Annotated in this window: 16 protein-coding genes; 8 read left to right on the forward strand and 8 right to left on the reverse strand. The window is 71.9% G+C overall.

Going from position 1 to position 18,718, the window contains the following annotated elements; genetic code table 11:
* Positions 1–8: 8 nt before the first annotated feature.
* From gatA to AB0K12_RS18880, 5 genes are all read right to left on the reverse strand, one after another.
* A complete protein-coding gene (gatA, locus tag AB0K12_RS18860) occupies positions 9–1,499 on the reverse strand; it encodes an Asp-tRNA(Asn)/Glu-tRNA(Gln) amidotransferase subunit GatA (RefSeq protein ID WP_364562252.1) in 1,491 nt (496 codons plus the stop codon).
* Positions 1,496–1,795 carry an Asp-tRNA(Asn)/Glu-tRNA(Gln) amidotransferase subunit GatC gene (gene gatC / locus AB0K12_RS18865; RefSeq protein WP_101787882.1) on the reverse strand — a complete coding sequence of 100 codons (300 nt, stop codon included), beginning with the start codon at positions 1,793–1,795 and terminating at the stop codon, positions 1,496–1,498. The genes gatA and gatC overlap by 4 nt, the downstream gene beginning before the upstream one ends.
* Positions 1,796–1,882: 87 nt before the next feature.
* Positions 1,883–3,946, reverse strand: coding sequence for an EAL domain-containing protein (locus AB0K12_RS18870; protein ID WP_364562255.1), 2,064 nt, complete (start codon positions 3,944–3,946; stop codon positions 1,883–1,885).
* Positions 3,947–4,334: 388 nt separating this feature from the next.
* Positions 4,335–6,524, reverse strand: coding sequence for an NAD-dependent DNA ligase LigA (gene ligA / locus AB0K12_RS18875; RefSeq protein ID WP_364562258.1), 2,190 nt, complete (start codon positions 6,522–6,524; stop codon positions 4,335–4,337).
* Positions 6,525–6,589: 65 nt separating this feature from the next.
* Positions 6,590–7,591 (reverse strand): methionine synthase, encoded by a 1,002-nt coding sequence (locus AB0K12_RS18880; protein WP_364562262.1) that lies wholly within the window; start codon positions 7,589–7,591, stop codon positions 6,590–6,592.
* 24 nt (positions 7,592–7,615) lie between these two features.
* Here AB0K12_RS18880 and AB0K12_RS18885 point away from each other — a divergent pair, with 24 nt between their 5' ends.
* On the forward strand, positions 7,616–8,248 hold the full coding sequence (locus tag AB0K12_RS18885) for an MBL fold metallo-hydrolase (protein WP_364562265.1): 633 nt from the start codon (positions 7,616–7,618) through the stop codon (positions 8,246–8,248).
* Here AB0K12_RS18885 and mnmA read toward each other — a convergent pair.
* Complete coding sequence (gene mnmA, locus AB0K12_RS18890; protein WP_364562268.1) at positions 8,241–9,299, reverse strand: tRNA 2-thiouridine(34) synthase MnmA; 1,059 nt, start codon at positions 9,297–9,299, stop codon at positions 8,241–8,243. The two genes, AB0K12_RS18885 and mnmA, sit on opposite strands and share 8 nt — an antisense overlap.
* Before the next feature lie 66 nt (positions 9,300–9,365).
* On the opposite strand from mnmA, the gene AB0K12_RS18895 reads away from it, so the two are divergent.
* Positions 9,366–10,418 carry a DUF695 domain-containing protein gene (locus AB0K12_RS18895; RefSeq protein WP_364562271.1) on the forward strand — a complete coding sequence of 351 codons (1,053 nt, stop codon included), beginning with the start codon at positions 9,366–9,368 and terminating at the stop codon, positions 10,416–10,418.
* Positions 10,419–10,505: 87 nt separating this feature from the next.
* Here the strand turns inward: AB0K12_RS18895 and AB0K12_RS18900 are convergent, their stop codons facing one another.
* Positions 10,506–11,669 (reverse strand): cysteine desulfurase family protein, encoded by a 1,164-nt coding sequence (locus AB0K12_RS18900; RefSeq protein WP_364562273.1) that lies wholly within the window; start codon positions 11,667–11,669, stop codon positions 10,506–10,508.
* A 53-nt stretch (positions 11,670–11,722) separates the two neighbouring features.
* Here AB0K12_RS18900 and AB0K12_RS18905 point away from each other — a divergent pair, with 53 nt between their 5' ends.
* The 6 genes from AB0K12_RS18905 to AB0K12_RS18930 all read left to right on the forward strand — a co-directional run bounded on the left by AB0K12_RS18905 (position 11,723) and on the right by AB0K12_RS18930 (position 17,546).
* On the forward strand, positions 11,723–12,232 hold the full coding sequence (locus AB0K12_RS18905) for a TetR/AcrR family transcriptional regulator (protein WP_364562276.1): 510 nt from the start codon (positions 11,723–11,725) through the stop codon (positions 12,230–12,232).
* Between the two features lie 170 nt (positions 12,233–12,402).
* Positions 12,403–13,596, forward strand: a complete 1,194-nt coding sequence (locus tag AB0K12_RS18910) for an MFS transporter (RefSeq protein ID WP_364562280.1) — start codon at positions 12,403–12,405, stop codon at positions 13,594–13,596.
* Positions 13,597–13,716: 120 nt separating this feature from the next.
* Positions 13,717–14,616, forward strand: coding sequence for an ABC transporter ATP-binding protein (locus tag AB0K12_RS18915; protein ID WP_364562283.1), 900 nt, complete (start codon positions 13,717–13,719; stop codon positions 14,614–14,616).
* Positions 14,613–15,374, forward strand: coding sequence for a hypothetical protein (locus AB0K12_RS18920; protein WP_364562286.1), 762 nt, complete (start codon positions 14,613–14,615; stop codon positions 15,372–15,374). The genes AB0K12_RS18915 and AB0K12_RS18920 overlap by 4 nt, the downstream gene beginning before the upstream one ends.
* Before the next feature lie 19 nt (positions 15,375–15,393).
* The gene (locus AB0K12_RS18925) at positions 15,394–16,095 is read left to right on the forward strand and encodes a response regulator transcription factor (protein ID WP_364562289.1); all 702 of its coding nucleotides are present in this window, start codon (positions 15,394–15,396) and stop codon (positions 16,093–16,095) included.
* The gene (locus AB0K12_RS18930; protein WP_364562291.1) at positions 16,092–17,546 is read left to right on the forward strand and encodes a HAMP domain-containing sensor histidine kinase; all 1,455 of its coding nucleotides are present in this window, start codon (positions 16,092–16,094) and stop codon (positions 17,544–17,546) included. Before AB0K12_RS18925 ends, AB0K12_RS18930 begins: the two co-directional genes overlap by 4 nt.
* Before the next feature lie 210 nt (positions 17,547–17,756).
* Here the strand turns inward: AB0K12_RS18930 and AB0K12_RS18935 are convergent, their stop codons facing one another.
* On the reverse strand, positions 17,757–18,710 hold the full coding sequence (locus tag AB0K12_RS18935; RefSeq protein WP_364562294.1) for an electron transfer flavoprotein subunit alpha/FixB family protein: 954 nt from the start codon (positions 18,708–18,710) through the stop codon (positions 17,757–17,759).
* Positions 18,711–18,718 lie beyond the last annotated feature (8 nt).

Below are 18,718 nucleotides of genomic sequence, written 5' to 3' on the forward strand. Positions count from 1 at the left end.
CTCTCGCCCTACAGCTCCGGCGCCTTCGCCAGCAGGCCGCCGCCCCAGCGGCTCTCCAGGGCCTGCTCCACGGCCGCGCCGACGCGGTAGCAGCGGTCGTCGGCCAGGACCGGCGCCATGATCTGCAGGCCCACCGGCAGGTCGTCCTCGTCGGCCAGGCCGACCGGCACGGACATGGCCGCGTTGCCCGCCAGGTTGGAGGGGATGGTGCACAGGTCGGCGAGGTACATCGCCATCGGGTCGTCGGCGCGCTCGCCGATCGGGAAGGCCGTGGTCGGCGTGGTGGGCGAGACCAGGACGTCGACCTGCTGGTAGGCGGCCTCGAACTCGCGCGCGATGACCGTGCGCACCTTCTGGGCCTGGCCGTAGTAGGCGTCGTAGTAGCCGCTCGACAGCGCGTACGTGCCGAGCATGATGCGCCGCTTGACCTCGGGACCGAACCCGGCGGCCCTGGTCAGCGCCATGACCTCCTCGGCGCTGCGGGTGCCGTCGTCGCCGACCCGCAGGCCGTAGCGCATGGCGTCGAAGCGGGCCAGGTTGGACGAGCACTCGGACGGCGCGATCAGATAGTAGGCCGGCAGCGCGGTCGTGAACGACGGGCAGGACACCTCGACGACCTTGGCCCCGAGCGACTCCAGCAGCTGGACGGCCTCGTGGTAGCGGGCCAGCACGCCCGCCTGGTAGCCCTCGCCGGAGAACTCCTTCACCACGCCGATGCGCATGCCCGCGACGTCGGGGTGCTTGGCGGCCTCGACCACGGACGGCACGGGCGCGTCGATGGAGGTGGAGTCCATCGGGTCGTAGCCGGAGAACGCCTCGTGCAGCAGCGCCGCGTCGAGCACGTTACGGGCGAACGGGCCCGGCGTGTCGAGCGAGCTGGCGAAGGCGATCAGGCCGTAGCGCGACGATCCGCCGTAGGTCGGCTTCATGCCGACGATGCCGGTGACCGACGCGGGCTGCCGGATGGAGCCGCCGGTGTCGGTGCCGGTGGACAGCGGCGCCTCGTACGCGGCCACCGCGGCGCTCGACCCGCCCGACGACCCGCCGGGCACCTTGGACAGGTCCCACGGGTTGCGGGTGACCTGGTAGGCGGAGTTCTCCGTCGATGAGCCCATGGCGAACTCGTCGAGGTTGGTCTTGCCCAGGATGACCAGGCCGGCCTCGCGCAGGCGGGCGGTGACGGTGGCGTCGTAGGGCGGCTGCCACCCTTCGAGGATCTTGGACGCGGCCGTCGTCGGCATGTCGCGCGTGGTGAAGATGTCCTTGTGGGCGATCGGCACGCCGGCGAGCGGCCCCAGCTTCTCGCCCGCGCGCAGCCGGGCGTCCACGGCCCGCGCCTGCTCCAGCGTCGTCTCCCGATCGACGTGGAGGAACGCCTGGACCTTGGGCTCGACCGCGGCCATGCGGTCGAGGTGCGCCTCGGCCACCTCGACGGCCGACACCTCACCTGCGGCGATCATCGAGCCCAGCTCGGCGGCGGTCTTGCGGATCAAGCTCATGCCTCCTCCCCGAGGATGCGCGGCACCCGGAAGCGGTCGTCCTCGACGGCGGGCGCGCCGGAGAGCGCCTGCTCGGGCGTGAGGGACTGTCGCACCTCGTCGGCACGGAAGACATTGGTCAGCGGAAGCGCGTGCGACGAAGGCGGCACATCCTCGGCGGCGACCTCGGCCACCTTCGCGACCGACTCGATGATCGCATCGAGCTGGGTGGCGTAGTGATCGAGCTCGTCGTCGGTGAGCGCCAGCCTGGACAACCGGGCCAGGTGTGCGACCTCGTCGCGGGTTATGGCGGACATGAGTCGTTGAACCCGTTTCGTGGATGGAGTCTTTGGACACTGCCATCCTAGGGGTCTTGACGTAGCAGCCCTGAACGCATTATCCGGTCAGGCGGAGCTGACCTCCGGCTGGTACTCGTACTCCACCGATCCCCCGGTCCTGTCGCGCAGCCAGACGGCGGTCTCGTCGGCCGGCATCGGCCGGCAGAACAGCCAGCCCTGCCCCACGTCGCAGCCCAGCTCGACGAGCCGCATCGCGACGTCGTCCGACTCGACGCCCTCGGCCACCGAGCGCAGCCCCAGCGAGCGTACGAGGTCGACGATCGAGCGGACGATGCGGTAGTCGTCCTCCGACTCGGCGATCCGGCGGACGAACGAGGCGTCGATCTTGACCTCGGAGACGGCCAGCCGCTGCAGCCGGATGAGCGAGGAGTAGCCGGTGCCGAAGTCGTCGAGCGCCAGCGGCACGCCGAGCGCGGCCAGCGCCTTGATGGTCTCCTGCGTGTACGCCTGGTCGCCGGTCAGGATGCGCTCGGTGACCTCCAGCTGGATGGCGGCCGGCGGCAGCGCGTATTTCGCCAGGCCCACCTCCAGCTGCTCGGGCAGCGCGGAGCCGAGCAAGTCGCGGGCCGAGATGTTGACCGAGATCTGCACCCGCAGCCCGGTGTGCCACCAGGCCGCGGCCTGCCGCAGGGCCTCCTCGATCACGTACGCCGTGAGCTGCCGCATCAGGTACGACTGCTCGGCCAGCGGCACGAAGTCGGCCGGCGCCACGGGCCCGTGCACGGGGTGCCGCCAGCGCAGCAGCGCCTCGACCCCCTGCACGTCGCCGGTGCCGAGCGCCACCTTGGGCTGGTAGTGCAGGCGCAGCTCGTGGTTGTCGATGGCGCGGCGCAGGTCGCCGAGCAGGGTCAGGCGTTCGGGTGAGTTGCGGTCTTTGTCGGGCTGGTAGAGCTCGACGCCCGTACGTCCCTCCTTGGCCAGGTACATCGCCACGTCGGCCCGCTGCAGCAGCAGCTCGAAGTCGGGCGCGTGGTCGGGATAGAGCGCGATGCCGACCGAGGCGTCGAGGTCGAACGTCATGCCCTCCAGGCGTACCGGCTCGGTCAGGGCGGCGCGCAGCCGGGCCGCGACCTCCCTGGCCGCGTGGGCGTCCCTGATCGAGGGCAGCAGCACGGCGAACTCGTCACCGCCCAGCCTGGCCACGACGTCGCCAGGGCGTACGGAATGGGTGAGCCGGTGCGCGACGAGCTGCAGCAGCCGGTCGCCGACCGGGTGGCCCATCGTGTCGTTGACCTCCTTGAACCGGTCGAGGTCGAGGAGGAACAGCCCCACCCGCTCGTCGTGGCGCACCTCGGCCAGCGCCTCCTCGGTGCTGACCACGAGCATCTTGCGGTTGGGCAGGCCGGTCAGCTCGTCGTGCATGGCCTGGTGGTCGCGGCGCATGGACAGCGTGGCGGTGAAGTAGACGGCGGCCAGCGGCGCCACGAACAACGGAACGAGCCCCGGCGAATGGCTCATCACGACCACCACCAGCGGCGCCAGGCCCAGCAGCCCGATGTAGACCAGCCCCTGCGGGCCGACGCTGGCCCTGAGCACGCGTACGAGCGAGCGCCGCTCGTGCAGCGCGACGGCACTGCACACGAGGGCACCCCTGACCAGGAAGTACGCGACGCCGGACAGCGCGATCGCGAGCAGGTCGCCGCCCTTCGGCACCCACGGCACGGCCGGGCTCGGCACGATGCCGAACGTCCCCAGCACCACGGCCGCCGCGATCAGCGCCAGGGAGGACTGCGCGATGTTGAACATGACCCGATGCCACGACTTGCGCGTCACCACGCCGTTGATGGTGACCGCCACGGCCTGCATGAGGACCGCCACGGGCAGCCCGAGGTGCAGCAGCACCGCGAAGGTGAACATGGTGGACGGGTACGTGCCGCCCACGGCGGTCGCTGACGACACCATGACGGGCCGCAGCTCGCCCAGGATCACCAGCACCGCCAGCACCCAGAACAGCGGGGTGCGGGCGAGCTCCACCAGACCGGACGGGTCGAGCCGGAGCATGGCCACGACGAGGCCGGTGAAGCCGATCACGGTGACGCCCGCGAGATAGCCCCACAGCGGCGTGCCGACGCGTGGTCCGGTGTCGCGGGTGTCGGTTGGGTCAGTCATCGGTAACAGAACCCCCATTAGGTCACTATGGGAGGGTACGACCTTCACCCCACTTCGCGAAACCAAGCGCGTACGTTCCGTCACTTCTCCTTTCCGACATATACCCAAAAAGCACCCTCTGTAGCAAACCGAGCACGCTACGACGACCCGTAGGGCCCGACCCGGCACCCCCGCACCCCGGAAAAAGACCGCCAACCGCACAACGCGACGACCCGAAAACCCGCTGGGGACACGCTCCCCTGCCCCTTCAAGCGGCTCGGGCGACGCGCCGGGTGGTGGTCGGTCTTGTAGAGGGCGTGCCGAAAGGGGGTCAGTCAAGCGAAAGGGGTCAGCCAAGCGAAAGGGGGTCCGCCCGCGTCCGCGAACGAACCCCCTCCCGCTACCTCCGTCAGGCCTCGGGTTTGGTGGCGACCTCGGCCGCTGCCTCAGGGCCGTCCTTCAGCAGCACCTCGAAGCCGGCGCCGTCGAGGATGGGGACCCCGAGATCGACCGCCTTGTCGTATTTCGAGCCCGCGTTCTCCCCCGCGATCAGGAACGAGGTCTTCTTCGACACCGAGCTGGACACCTTGCCGCCCCTGCTGGTCAGCTCGTCGGCCGCGGTGTCGCGGGTGTAGCCCTCAAGGGTGCCGGTCACCACGAAGGTCAGGCCCTCCAGGGTCTGCGGCCCCTTCTCGGGCGCGGGCTCGTCCTCCATGCGGACCCCGGCCGCCCGCCACCGCTCGATGATCTCGCGATGCCAGTCGACCTCGAACCACTCCTTGATCGTGGCCGCCACCTTGGGCCCGATGCCCTCGACGGCGGCCAGCTCCTCCTCGGAGGCGTTCATGATCGCGTCGATCGAGCGCATGGCGTCGGCCAGCGCGCGAGCGGTGGGCGGGCCGATGTGCCGGATCGACAGGGCCACCAGCACCTGCGCGAGCGAGGACTGCTTGGCCCGCTCGAGCTCCTCCATCAGCCGCAGCGCGTTTTGGCTGGGCTCGCCGTTGATGTTGGAGAAGAACGTGACGACCTTCTCCTGACCCGTCTTCGGGTCGATCTTGGGCAGCCCGGTCTCCTGGTCGCGCACCACCGACCTGATCGGGATGAGCCGATCGAGGGTCAGGTCGAACAGGTCGGCCTCGGTGCGCACCACCGGCTCCTGCGGCGGCAGCGGCTGGGAGAGCGCGGTGGCCGCGACGTAGCCGAGCCCGTCGATGTCGAGGGCGCGCCGCCCGGCGGCGAAGAACAGCCGCTCGCGGATCTGCGCGGGGCAGCCGCGCGCGTTGGGGCAGCGCAGATCGGCGTCGCCCTCCTTCTCGTAGGCCAGCTGCGTGCCGCACTCGGGACAGTGGGTCGGCATCACGAACTCGCGCTCCGAGCCGTCGCGCAGCGGCACGACGGGACCGACGATCTCGGGGATGACGTCACCGGCCTTGCGCAGCACGACCGTGTCGCCGATGAGCACGCCCTTCTTCTTCACGATCGCGGCGTTGTGGAGCGTGGCCCGCTCGACCGTCGAGCCGGACACCGACACCGGCTCCATCACCCCGAACGGCGTGACCCGCCCCGTGCGCCCCACCCCGACCTGGATGTCGCGCAGCTTGGTGTTGACCTCTTCTGGCGGATATTTGTAGGCGATCGCCCAGCGCGGCGCCCGCGAGGTGGAGCCCAGCTCCCGCTGGGTGCGGAAGTCGTCGACCTTGACCACGACGCCGTCGATCTCGTAGGGCGGGTCGTGGCGGTGCACGCGGTAGTGCTCGATGAACTCGTTGACCTCGTCGAGCCCCGGCACGACCTTGTAGAGGTCGCTGACCGGCAGCCCGAACTCGCGCAGACGGTCGTAGACCTCGGACTGGGCGCGCGGCTCCGCCGCGCCCTCCCACACGCCGATGCCGTGGACCAGCATGCGCAGCGGCCGCTGCGCGGTGATGCGCGGGTCCTTCTGCCGCAGCGTGCCGGCCGCGGAGTTGCGCGGGTTGGCGAACGGCGGCTTGCCCTGCTCGACGAGCTGCTCGTTGAGCTTCTGGAAGTCTTGGACCGGGATGTAGACCTCGCCGCGCACCTCGACCAGGCTCGGCACGTCGTCGCCCTTGAGCCGGTGGGGGATGCCCTTGATCGTGCGGACGTTGGCCGTGACGTCGTCGCCGGTGCGGCCGTCGCCGCGGGTGGCGCCGCGCTCCAGCTTGCCGTCGCGGTAGACCAGCGCGATGGCCAGCCCGTCGATCTTGAGCTCACAGAGATAGGGGCCAGGGTCGCCCTCGGCCAGCCGCTCGGCCCGCTGCATCCAGGCGAGCATGTCGTCGGCGTTGAAGGCGTTGTCGAGGCTCTCCATGCGGTTGAGGTGCTGGACCTTCGCGAAGTCGCCCGACACCGGCGCGCCCACCTTCTGGGTGGGCGAGTCGGGGGTCTGCAGCGAGGGGTGCGCCTCCTCCAGCGCCAGCAGCTCTCTGAACCACTCGTCGAACTGGGCGTCGCTCACCGTGGGCTGGTCGAGCACGTAGTAGCGCCAGCGCGCGTCCTCGACCAGATCACTCAGCTCGGCATGCCGCTTGAGCGCGGCCACCGGCACGCCCTCGACCTCGGCGCCTGGCTCACTCACGCAGCGTCTCCTTCCGTACGACGACCTGAGCAAACGCTACCGCCGACCACCGACAAAACCATGACTCAGCCGCCCTGGTTCGCGGGATCGTCCCGCAGCACCTGAGCCGCCTTCCTGCACGCCGCCAGCGCCGCCCGCGCGTACGCGGGAGACGCGCCCGCGAGCCCGCACGCCGGGGTCAGCACGACCTGCCCGGCCAGCCGGTCGGCGGCGAACCCGAGACGCCGCCACAGCTCGACGGCCGGCTTGGCGACCACGCCCACGTCGGGCAGCCGGGTGTCCCTGCCGGGCACGACGCCCATGAACAGCGTCATCCCCGCCTCGAACAGCTCGCCCAGCTCGTCCTCATCGCGCCGCCGCATCAGCGACGCGTCCACCGACACGCCGCGCACCCCGGCCCGCCGCAGCAGCGCGTACGGCACCCCGGGCGCGCAGCAGTGCACCACCGCGGCCTCGAACGAGCGCAGCGACTCCTCCACCCGCCACTCCTCGACCGCCGCGAGCCGCCCGAACCCGGACGCCGTCGGCACCGTGCCGGCCAGCACGCCCGGCAGCCCCGGCTCATCGAGCTGCAGCACGATGTCCGTCACCCCGGGCAGCCGCCTGCGCACCTCCGCGCAGTGCTCGGCCACCCCCTGCGCCAGCGAGGCCGTCAGGTCGCGTACGGCGCCCGCGTCGGAGAGCATCTTGTCGCCGTGCTTGAGCTCGATCGTCGCCGCCAGCGTCCACGGCCCGCAGACCTGCAGTTTCAGCGGCCCCGCGTAGTCGTGGCCGACCTCCTCCAGCCCGTCGAGGTCGCGCCGCAGATGATCGACGGCCCGCTGGTGGTCGCGCCCCGGCCGGTCGGTCAGCCGCCAGCCCGACGGCTGCACCTCGACGGGCAGATCGATGAGCAGCGCCGCCGTCCGTCCGACCATGTCGGCGCCGACGCCTCTGGCGGGCAGCTCGGGGAGGTACGGCAGCCCCGGCACCTCGCCGAACACGACCCTGACCGCCTCGAGATGATCATTACCGGGGTGCGAGCCGACCCCTGAGGCTTCCCATGTGGACCCGGGCTCAGTAGACATGGGCACAAGCGTAGGCTCTGCCGCATGAAGCTCACGAAACACGACCACGCCTGCGTACGCGTGGAGAAGAACGGCAAGGTGCTGGTCATCGACCCGGGCGCGTTCACGAGGGGCCCGGTGCTCGACGGCGCCGACGCGGTGCTCATCACGCACGAGCACGCCGACCACGTGGACGTCGACAAGCTCAAGGCGGCTTCGCCCGGCCTGGAGATCTACACGTGCGAGGCCGTCGCGGCCGGGCTGACCGAGGTGCCGGGGAAGGTCCAGGTCGTCCGCGCGGGCGACGGCTTCGAGGCGGCCGGGTTCAGGGTGCAGGTGTTCGGTGAGTGGCACGCCTTCAACCACCCCGACATGGCGATCGTCCAGAACGTCGGTTTCCTGCTGGACGACGAGGTGTTCTACCCGGGTGACGCGCTGACCGACCCCGGCGTCGAGGTGCCCACGCTGCTGGTGCCGACGAGTGCTCCCTGGCTCAAGCTCGGCGAGGTGGTGGAATATCTGCGCAAGCTCCGGCCGGCGCGGGCGTACTCGACGCACGACGCCCTCTACAGCGAGATCGGCCTCGGCCTCGTGGACAACTGGCTGCGCATGGAGGCCGACAAGCAGCAGGCCGACATCCGCCGCATCCCGGTCGGCGAGTCGGTGACGATCAGCTAGCCGACATGATCGTGGCCGATCCGATGACCGTCGGCCCTGAGTAGAGCACGGCTGCCTGCCCGGCGGCGACGCCCGTGGCGGGCCGGTCGAGCTCGATGGTCAGCCCGCCGCCGGTCTCGTCGAGCCGGCAGGGATAGACCTCGCCGTGCGCCCTGAGCTGCACGGTCAGGTCGTCGAAGCGGGACGGGCCGTTCCACACCGGGCGGCCGCAGACGATCGTGGTGACCTGCAGCGCCGAGCGCGGGCCCACCGTGACCGTGTTGGAGACCGGCTCGATGGACAGCACGTAGCGGGGCCGGCCGTCGGGCGCCGGGCGGTCGATGCGCAGGCCCTTGCGCTGGCCGACGGTGAACCCGTGTGCGCCCTGGTGGCTGCCCACCACCTCGCCGCTCTGGTCGACGATCGGGCCCTCGGCCGAGCCGAGCCGCTCGGCCAGGAAGCCGCGGGTGTCGCCGTCGGCGATGAAGCAGATGTCGTGGCTGTCGGGCTTGTCGGCCACGGTCAGGCCGCGCCGGGCTGCCTCTTCGCGCACCTCGGCCTTGGTGGAGTCGCCCAGCGGGAAGATCGCGTGGCCGAGCTGCTCGCGGGTGAGCACGCCCAGCACGTAGGACTGGTCCTTGCCCTCGTCGACGCTGCGCGACAGCACGCCGTCGACCAGCTTGGCGTGGTGGCCCGTGGCGACCGCGTCGAAGCCCAGCGCCAGCGCGCGGTCGAGGACCGCCGAGAACTTGATCTTCTCGTTGCACCGCAGGCACGGGTTGGGCGTGCGGCCCGCGGCGTATTCGGCGACGAAGTCCTCCACCACGTCGCGCTGGAAACGCTCGGCCATGTCCCAGATGTAGAACGGGATGCCGATGACGTCGGCCGCGCGGCGCGCGTCACGGGAGTCCTCGATCGTGCAGCAGCCCCTGGCTCCCGTGCGATGGGATTGGGGGTTGGCCGACAACGCGAGATGCACACCCGTGACGTCGTGACCTGCCTCGGCGATGCGGGCAGCGGCCACCGCTGAATCGACGCCGCCCGACATGGCGGCAAGCACTCGCAGTCCCATAACGCTTCCAGCGTAGTGTCCGGCCGGGAGTGCGCGACCATGGGCTCGGTCTGGAAGGATTCGGCCATGCGACTGTTCGGGCGCAAAGACGCAGACGAAGGGGCGGGCCGGCAGGGCGAGGCCATCGCCGGATTCTGGACGTGGTGGCAAGAGACCAGGCCGCGGCTCGACTCGCTGGTGGCATCCGGCGAGACCGGCGACCTCGAGGAGCTGCTGGCTCCCGCGGTCTCCGCGATCGATCCAGGGCTGGTCTGGGAGGTGGCGCCCGGCAAGGAGGCCGCGCACGCCCTCGTGGTGACCGCGGCCGGCGACGCCGAGCTGCGCTCGCTGGCCCACCGCTGGGTCAAGGGGGCGCCGCCCGCCGACCTGCTGTGGGAGTTCCACCCGTCGCGCCAGGCCAATCCGCGCGCCGGCGAGCTGGCCCTCGACGTGGGCGGGCTGACGTTCGGGCTCGACAAGCTGACGCTGGGGCTGCGGGTGCCGCGCAACCAGGCCAGGGTCGACGTCGCCGCCTACCACCCGATCTTCGGCGAGCTCGACGAGGACACCCGGCTGGAGAGCGCGCTGCTCGCCCTCGACTGGCTGCTCGGCGAGGACGACGTCGCCCGGTGGGTGGGCGAGATCACGGCGGTCACGTTCGAGCCGATCGACGCCGTCGCGGCCGTCCACCTGCCCATCGTCGTCGCCGACGTGGCCTCCGGGGCCGGCGAGGACGAGTGGGTGCTGATGGAGGGTCAGACCGGCGGCGGCGCCGCGCTGGTGGCGACCGCCCGCCATCCCTTGCGTCCCGTCGATCATCCGCTCTGCGATCAGCACCTCGCGATCACGCTCCCCTACGCGCACTGCGACGACAACGGCCTGCCCGCGGGCGACTCGGTGACCGCGCTGCGCGACTTCGAGGAGCGGCTGGCCGCGCGGCTGGCCAAGCGGCGCGACGAGGCGGTGATCGCGGTGCACCTGAGCGCCGAGGGGCACCGCGTCGTCCACGTCTACGCCGACCCTGCGGGCGACGCCGTCACGCACGCCGAGGAGCTGGCCGCCGGCTGGGACGAGGGCAAGCCGCGGGTCGACGTCGCCCACGACCCGGCCTGGACGGCCATCGCCCCCTTCCTGACCTGAGCCTGCGGCGGGGGCCGGCTGAGGCCGGCGCTGGACCGGGTGTGGCGCGGGCCGGCTGAGGCCGGCGGCGGACCGGTTGAGGCGGGGTCAGCTGAGGCCGGCGCGGCGGGCGCGCTCGACGGCGGCGGGCAGCACCTCGATCAGGCGGTCGACGTCTTCGCGGGTGGAGGTGTGGCCGAGGGTGAAGCGGAGCGAGCCGCGGGCGGTGGCCGCGTCGGCGCCCATGGCCAGCAGCACGTGGGACGGTTGCGCCACCCCGGCCGAGCAGGCCGACCCGGTGGAGCACTCGACGCCCTTGGCGTCGAGCAGCATGAGCAGCGCGTCGCCCTCGCAGCCGGGGAAGGAGAAGTGGGCGTTGCCGGGCAGCCGGTCGTCGGGGTCGCCGTTGAGCACCACGTCGGGCACGGCGTCGCGGACGCGCAGGATGAGCTCGTCGCGCAGCGCCGACAGGCGGCGGGCGAGGGTCTCCTGCTCGCGTACGGCGACGGAGACGGCGGCGGCGAGCCCGGCGATGGCGGGCGCGTCGAGCGTGCCGGAACGCACGTCGCGCTCCTGGCCGCCGCCGTGCAGCACCGACACCGGGGTGACCCCCCTGGCCAGCAGCAGCGCCCCGGCCCCGATGGGCCCGCCGACCTTGTGGCCGCTGATGGTGACCGCGTCGGCGCCCGAGCCGGAGAACGACACCGGCAGCTGCCCGACGGCCTGCACGGCGTCGCTGTGGAACGGGATGCCGTGGTCGTGGGCGATGGCGGCCAGCACGTGGACCGGCTGGACGGTGCCGACCTCGTTGTTGGCCCACATGATGCTGACCATGGCGATGTCGTCGGGGTCGCGCTCGATGGCGGCGCGCAGCGTCTCGGGGTGGACCCGGCCGAGCTCGTCGGCCTCGAGCAGCTCCAGCTCGGCGCCCTGGCTGTCGGCCAGCCAGTGGGCGGGGTCGAGCGCGGCGTGGTGCTCGACGGAGCTGATGAGCACCCGACGGCGCGGGCGGCGCGCCCAGTAGAGGCCCTTGATGGCGAGGTTGTCGGCCTCGGTGCCGCCGGAGGTGAAGACGACCTCGCTGGGCCGGGCACCGAGCGCGTCGGCTATCGTCTCCCGGGCCTCTTCGACCACCCTGCGGGCCTGGCGGCCCGCCGCGTGCAGCGAGGAAGCATTTCCGACGCGTTTGAGTTGATCCGTCATGGCCTCGATCGCCTCGGGCAGCATGGGGGTGGTGGCTGCATGATCAAGATAGGCCGACGGTCTGGTCACCCGTTCAGGGTATCTCGTTTGCGACTGTACCGTCCGGACGGTACAGTTGAGGCATGCGAAGGGACGAGCTGTTGGACGCGGCGGAGGATCTCCTCTGCGACCAGGGCTCGACCGCGCTCACCCTGGCCGCGGTGGCCGAACGGGCGGGCGTGAGCAAAGGCGGCCTGCTCTATCACTATGGCTCCAAGGATGACCTGATCAGGGGCATGGTGGAGCGGCTGATCGACGACTTCGACGAGCTCGTGGCCGCCCAGCCGGGCGCGACCTACACCGAGCGCTATCTGGGCGCGACGCTGGCCGCCGTACGCTCCGGCCGCCTGCGACGGTGGGCCGTCGTCACGGGGGCGTCGGGCAACCTGTTCCTGCTCGCTCCGCTGCGCGAGGCGATGGCCCGATGGCACCGCGAGGGGCTGAGCGACGAGCCCGATCCGCTGGCCGCGCAGATCGTCCGGCTGGCCTGTGAAGGGCTGTGGGACGTGGCGAGCCACGACCCCGAGCTCAACAGCGAAGAGGACCTCCAGGCCCTCGAACGCCGCCTGTCCGCGCTGCTCACCCCCGGCTGAGCCGACGCCCCTCCCGGGGCACCTTCCCCCTCCCCCCTCAGGGCGCCTTGACGGCGCCCCTTTGACGTGCGCCGTACCGGCTCCCGGTGCGGCGCTCGGCGTGCCGGAGCGAGCCGGCGCGCTCTGACGCATGACCAAGAACACGTACGACTTCAGTGAGGTGTGGCCTTATGACCCGCGAGCTGAGGAGTGCCCGTTACGGGGCGGTCCTCACCTTTGTCCTTGCCGGCCTGATGGTGGGCACGATGACCGTGCGCATCCCAGCCCTGACCGACAAGCTCGGCCTCTCCGAGGCCATGGTCGGGACGATCCTGCTGGCATGGGGCCTGGGCGCCCTGGTGACGATGCAGTCCATGCGCCGCGTCATGGCGCGCGTGGGCAGCAGGGCGGTGTTGCGGGCAGGTGGTCCCCTGACGGCGCTGAGCCTCCTCGGCGTGGGCCTCGCCCCCGACCTGCCGCTGCTGCTGACGGCCGTGGTGCTGTTCGGCATGGCCTTCGGCGTCATGGACGTCGCCATGAACGCCCAGGGCTCGGCCGTCGAGCAGGCGTACCGGCGGCCGCTGATGAACGGCATGCACGCCGGCTGGTGCGTGGGCGCCATCTCAGCGGGCGCGCTGGGCGCCCTGGCCATCGCCGCCGGGCTGCCGTTCACTGTGCACGTCACGCTGATCGGCCTGCTCTCGCTGCCGGTCATGGTGCTGCTCGGCCGCACGTACCTGGCTGAGCCGCCGGCCGCCGAAACGCGCGCGCAGGGGCGGCGCCGCCTGCCGCCGGTCGTCTACCTGCTGGGCGCGATCATGTTCTTCGCGTTCATGGTCGAGGGCACGGTGGCCGACTGGAACGGCCTCTACCTGCGCGACGAGCTGGGCGCGCCCGAGGCCGTGGCGGCGCTCGGCTACCCGGTGTTCGAGGTGGGCATGCTCATCGCCCGGCTGACCGGTGACCGGCTGCGGGTCAGGTTCGGGGTGCGCGGCATGCTGACCGTGTCGGGGGTGGCGACGGCCGGGTTCTTCGCGGTCGTGCTGCTGGCTCCCGCGGCGGTGGTGGCCGTGTCGGCGATGTTCTTCGTCGGGCTCGGCGTGGCGACGATCTCGCCGCTGACGCTGTCGCTCGCGGGCACCGCGACCGACACGCCGGGGCCTGCGATCGCGCAGGCCGGCGCCATGGGGTACGCCGGGCTGCTGCTCGGCCCCGTGGTGATCGGGTTCCTGTCGGACGCCGCGGGCCTGCGTACGGCGCTGGGCATCGGCGTGCTCCTGGGCCTGCTGATCGCGCTGTCCGCGCGCCTGCTCCCCGGTCGCGGGACGGCCGAGGTGACCTCCCTGCCGGAGCCCGAGCCGGAGCCCGTACGGGCCGCCGCCTGAGAGTTCCCTGTGCGTTCCGCGCGGGCGGTCCCCACGTCACCACGTGGGGCCGTCCGCGCTCACAGGGAACTCACAGAACCGTTCAGAACGCCCCCAGACGGCCGCCGCAGGCTGGATCGCATGATCGAGCTGACCGGACTGACCAAACGCTACGGCGAACACACCGCCGTGGACGATCTCACCTTCACCGTACGGCCGGGCCTCGTCACCGGCTTCCTCGGCCCCAACGGCGCGGGCAAGAGCACGACCATGCGCATGATCCTGGGCCTCGACCTGCCCACGTCGGGCACGGCCACGGTCCTGGGCCGGCCGTACCGCGAGCTGCCGCATCCGCTGCGCTCGATCGGCTCGCTGCTGGACGCGACCGCCGTGCACCAGAGGCGGACCGCGTACAAGCACCTGCTCTTCCTGGCCCAGACGAACGGCATCCCGGCCACCCGCGTCCACGAGGTGCTCGACCTGGTCGGGCTGGCGGACGCGGCGGACCGGCCGGCGGGCCGGTTCTCGCTGGGCATGGGCCAGCGGCTGGGCATCGCCGCCGCCCTGCTGGGCGACCCGCCGGTGCTGGTGCTCGACGAGCCGGTCAACGGGCTGGACCCGGAGGGCGTGCGATGGGTGCGGGCGCTGATGCGGGGCTGGGCGGCCGAGGGGCGGACGGTGCTCGTCTCCAGCCACCTGATGAGCGAGATGGCGATGACCGCCGACCGGCTGGTGGTGGTCGGCAAGGGGCGGCTGCTCGCCGAGGGCGACATCGCCGACTTCACCGGGTCGGGGCACGTGGTGGTCGTCCGTACGCCGGACGCCGGCTCCTTCGCGCGGCGGCTGGAGCTGTCCGGCGGCCGCGTCGAACCCGGCCACACGAACGAGCTGCTGGTCACCGGCATGACCGCACCCGACGTCGGCCGGCTGGCCGCGGCCGAGAACGTCACCCTGCACGAGCTGAGCACCCGCGGCCCGACACTGGAGGAGACGTTCATGGAGCTGACCCGCGACGCCGTCGAGTTCGGAGCGGCCCGATGATCGAGACGCAGACGCTCAGGGCCGAGTGGACCAAGTTCAGCAGCGTCCGGGCCACCATGGTGCTGTCACTGGCGGCGGTGGCCATGTCGGCCTTCCTCGGCTGGATGTTCGCCAAGGCCTCCGTCATCGACTACCTCACCTCCACACCACAGGAACGGCTCGACTTCTCCCCTGTCGAGATGGGCATGCGGGGCGTGTTCCTGGTCCAGCTGCTGATCGCGGGCATCGGGGTGCTGGTGGTCTCCTCCGAGTACGGCTCGGGCACCATGCCGGCGACCATGGCCGCCGTCGGCAGGCGCGGGAAGCTGCTGGCCGCCAAGGCGGGCATGACGGTGCTGACCGCCCTGCCGGTGAGCGTGGCATCGGTCGTGCTGATGTTCACGATCAGCCAGAGCCACCTGGCCGCGAGCGGGGTGCCGTACACGATGCCGGGCGAGCCGATCGGGCTGCGCATGCTGCTCATCGGTCCTGTCGTGCTGACGCTGATCGCGCTCTTCGGGCTGGCGCTCGGCTTCCTGCTGCGCGGCACCGCCGCCGCGGTCAACGTGGCCACCGCCTTCCTGCTGCTGCCGGCCCTGTCGGACGTGATGCCCGGGGTCGGCCCCTTCGTCGAGTCGTACTGGCCCAACGCGGCGCCCTTCAAGGCGATCTACGGAACGCACGAGCTGCCGGACGTGATGGCGTACGGGATTGTCGTGGTCTTTGTGGCGGTCATGATGGTCGCGGCCTTCGTCCGGTTCAGGGACCGGGACGCCTGATTACCCTGGAGACCGGGAGGTGGCTGACGTGGCCGAGCGGCTGCTGGTGGTCGACGACGAGCCCACCGTCAGAGAGCTGCTGTCGGCGACGCTGCGCTTCGCGGGCTTCGAGGTGGGCTCGGCGGCCGACGGCGTGCAGGCGCTGGAGGAGGCCCGGCGCGAGCCGCCCGACCTGGTGCTGCTCGACGTCATGCTGCCCGACCTCGACGGGTTCGAGGTGCTGCGCCGGCTGCGCGCCCTGCCCACGGCCGACGGCCGGCCGGTGCCGGTGCTCTTCCTGACCGCCCGTGACGCCAAGACCGACAAGATCAATGGGCTGCGACTGGGCGGCGACGACTACGTCACCAAGCCGTTCGACCTGGAGGAGCTGCTGGCGCGGATCCGCGCCATCCTGCGGCGCACCGGCGCCGGCGACCACACGCTGGTGGTCGGCGACCTGGAGGTCGATCCCGACGGCCACCAGGTCACCAGAGCCGGGCGGCCGGTACGCCTGTCGCCCACCGAGTTCAGGCTCCTGCACCACCTGGTGCTCAACGCCGGCCGCGTCCTGCCCAAGGCGAGCATCCTCGACCACGTCTGGCGTTACGACTTCGCGGGTGACACCAGCATCGTCGACACCTACATCAGCTACCTGCGCCGCAAGCTCGACTCCGGCGACTCGCCCAAGCTGATCCACACCGTGCACGGCGTCGGCTACGTCCTGCGCCGCCCGAAGCCGTGATCGCCCGGCTGCGCGGGCTCTCGCTGCGCGCCCGGCTGCTGGCCATCACGGTCCTGCTGCTCGTGGTGGGGCTGGCGGTGATCGGGTCGGTGCTCGTACGCCAGCTCGAAACGCAGCTCATGGCCCGCGTGGACGCCCAGCTCGCCCCCATGGGCGCGGCGATGTCGGCGGTGCCGCCGGAGCTGGCCACCGCGCTCAGCACCCGGGCGGGCGACACCCCGATGGTCCTCACCGATCTCGACCTCGTCAGCCGGATCCACGCGGCCTACCTGGCGCCCGACGGCCGGGTGCTGCGCGCGTTCGGCGAGAGCGGCATCGACCTGCCCCGGCTCGACACGGTGGCCATCGCCGAGCGGGGCGGGCGGCCGTTCACCGTGCGGGACGCGGACGGCTCCGAGTGGCGGGCGGTGGCGCTGCCGGCCCGGCGTACCAGTGCCGAGGTCGGGCACACGGGCGTGGTGGCGGCGGTGTCGCTGGACGGGCTGCACTCCACGGTCGATCGCATGTGGGTCGTCTGTTACGTCGCCGGAGGGATCCTGCTCGCCTTGCTCGCCCTGGTCGGCGGGCTGGCCATCCGGGCCGGGCTGGCTCCGCTGCGGCGGGTGGAGGAGACGGCGGCGGCCATCGCCGGGGGTGACCTGTCCAGGCGGGTGCCCTCGCCAGGGCCCGCCACCACCGAGGTCGGGCGGCTGGCCCGCTCGATCAACGCGATGCTCGCCCAGATCGAGCAGGGCGTCACCGCCAGGGTCGACTCCGAGGCGCGGATGCGGCGGTTCGTCGCGGACGTCAGCCATGAGCTGCGCACGCCGCTGTTCGGCATCAAGGGCTTCTCCGAGCTGTACCGCATGGGCGGCACCGAGGCCGGGCCCGCGCTGGCCCGCATCGAGAGCGAGTCCGGGCGGCTCGCCACGCTGGTGGACGATCTGCTGCTGCTCGCCGGGCTCGACGAGGACGACGGGCCTGGGCTGGAACTGACGCCCATGGATCTGCGTACGCTGGCCGCCGACGCCCGCCACGACGTCACCGCCCTCGATCCCACCCGCCCCATCACCTTCACCGGTCCGTCCGGCGGCCCCGCCGGCACCGCACCGGTCCTGGGCGACGAGGCCCGCCTGCGCCAGGTCGTCAGCAACCTCGTCGGCAACGCCATCACCCACACCCCCGCGGGCACCCCGATCAGAATCGGCGTCGGCGCCGAGCGGGGCGAGTCGGTGCTGGTCATCGAGGACGAGGGCCCCGGCCTCACGCCGGAGGAGGCCGCCCGAGCCTTCGACCGCTTCTACCGCGCCGACGCCTCCCGCGCCCGCGCGACGGGCGGCGCCGGCCTGGGCCTGGCGATCGTCCGCTCGATCGTCACCGCCCACGGCGGCCACGTGGACCTGCGCACGGCCCCCGGCCAAGGCGCGACCTTCCGCATCCGCCTCCCCACCCATGAAGACCGCCCGCCCTGACCGCACCCCACCAACCCAGGGAGCCACCACAAGACCGCCTGACACCCCCGCTGCCGCGGAGGGGCCGGGACGCGTGGGGGGCGGGAGGCGCAGGAACGCGGGGTGGGGCGGTACGCGGGCTTGAGCGCGATCGGGCGCGAGGGCGCGAGCCCCCTTTTCCTGGGCAAGCGGAAGGGGCCGGGCGCTCGTCCCGGCCCCTCAGCGACTTACCTACTTGCGCTTCTTGATCTCTTCGGTGAGCTGGGGGACGACCTGGTGGAGGTCGCCCACTACGCCGTAGTCGGCGAGCTCGAAGATCGGGGCCTCCGGGTCCTTGTTGATGGCGATGATCGTCTTCGCCGTCTGCATGCCGGCCCGGTGCTGGATGGCGCCGGAGATGCCGGCCGCGATGTAGAGCTGCGGCGAGACGGTCTTGCCGGTCTGGCCCACCTGGAACTGGTGCGGGTACCAGCCGGCGTCCGTGGCGGCGCGCGAGGCGCCCACCGCGGCGCCCAGGGAGTCGGCGAGCTCCTCGATGACCGAGAAGTTCTCGGCGGAGCCCACGCCGCGGCCACCGGAGACGACGATGGCGGCCTCGGTCAGCTCGGGGCGGGCGCCCTTCTCCTGCTTGACGCGCTCCACCACGCGGGCGGCCTTGGCGGCGTCGGACAGGGCGACCGCGACCTCCTCCTCCGTGCCCGCGCCGGCGGCCGGCACGGGGGCGGTGGAGTTGGGACGTACGGCGATGATGGGCGTGCCCTTGCGGACCCGCGCGTGCACGTTGATGCCGCCGCCGAAGATGGACTGGTCGGCGACGAAGCCCTCGCCGAGGCCGACGGCGTCGGTGATGACGCCGGAGTCGGTCTTGATGGCCAGCCGCCCGGCGATCTCCTTGCCCTCGGCGGTGGCGGCGATGAGCACGCCGGCCGCCGATTTCTCGGTGACGAGCTGGGCGAGCAGTTCGGCCTTGGGCGCGACGACGTGGTCGACCAGGTCGCCTGAGGCGGCGACGTAGATCTTGTCGGCGCCGTATTCGGCGAGGCGGGCCTTGGCCTCGGGCGTGATGCCGGGGCCGGCCCAGACGGCGGCGGGCGTGCCGAGGGTGCGGGCCAGGGTCAGCAGCTCAAGCGTGACCTTCTTGACCTCACCGTCGACCTGCTCGACGAGAACGAGAATGTCCGACATATCAGTGA

It is taken from the genome of Nonomuraea sp. NPDC049419 (genome assembly GCF_040676995.1).
Taxonomy (GTDB): domain Bacteria; phylum Actinomycetota; class Actinomycetes; order Streptosporangiales; family Streptosporangiaceae; genus Nonomuraea; species Nonomuraea salmonea.

Coding starts and splice junctions, on each gene's coding strand:
- gatA (WP_364562252.1), bottom strand. CDS start 1,499: ATGAGCTTGATCCGCAAGACCGCCGCCGAGCTGGGCTCGATGATCGCC.
- gatC (WP_101787882.1), bottom strand. CDS start 1,795: ATGTCCGCCATAACCCGCGACGAGGTCGCACACCTGGCCCGGTTGTCC.
- AB0K12_RS18870 (WP_364562255.1), bottom strand. CDS start 3,946: ATGACTGACCCAACCGACACCCGCGACACCGGACCACGCGTCGGCACG.
- AB0K12_RS18880 (WP_364562262.1), bottom strand. CDS start 7,591: ATGTCTACTGAGCCCGGGTCCACATGGGAAGCCTCAGGGGTCGGCTCG.
- AB0K12_RS18885 (WP_364562265.1), top strand. CDS start 7,616: ATGAAGCTCACGAAACACGACCACGCCTGCGTACGCGTGGAGAAGAAC.
- mnmA (WP_364562268.1), bottom strand. CDS start 9,299: ATGGGACTGCGAGTGCTTGCCGCCATGTCGGGCGGCGTCGATTCAGCG.
- AB0K12_RS18895 (WP_364562271.1), top strand. CDS start 9,366: ATGCGACTGTTCGGGCGCAAAGACGCAGACGAAGGGGCGGGCCGGCAG.
- AB0K12_RS18905 (WP_364562276.1), top strand. CDS start 11,723: ATGCGAAGGGACGAGCTGTTGGACGCGGCGGAGGATCTCCTCTGCGAC.
- AB0K12_RS18910 (WP_364562280.1), top strand. CDS start 12,403: ATGACCCGCGAGCTGAGGAGTGCCCGTTACGGGGCGGTCCTCACCTTT.
- AB0K12_RS18915 (WP_364562283.1), top strand. CDS start 13,717: ATGATCGAGCTGACCGGACTGACCAAACGCTACGGCGAACACACCGCC.
- AB0K12_RS18920 (WP_364562286.1), top strand. CDS start 14,613: ATGATCGAGACGCAGACGCTCAGGGCCGAGTGGACCAAGTTCAGCAGC.
- AB0K12_RS18935 (WP_364562294.1), bottom strand. CDS start 18,710: ATGTCGGACATTCTCGTTCTCGTCGAGCAGGTCGACGGTGAGGTCAAG.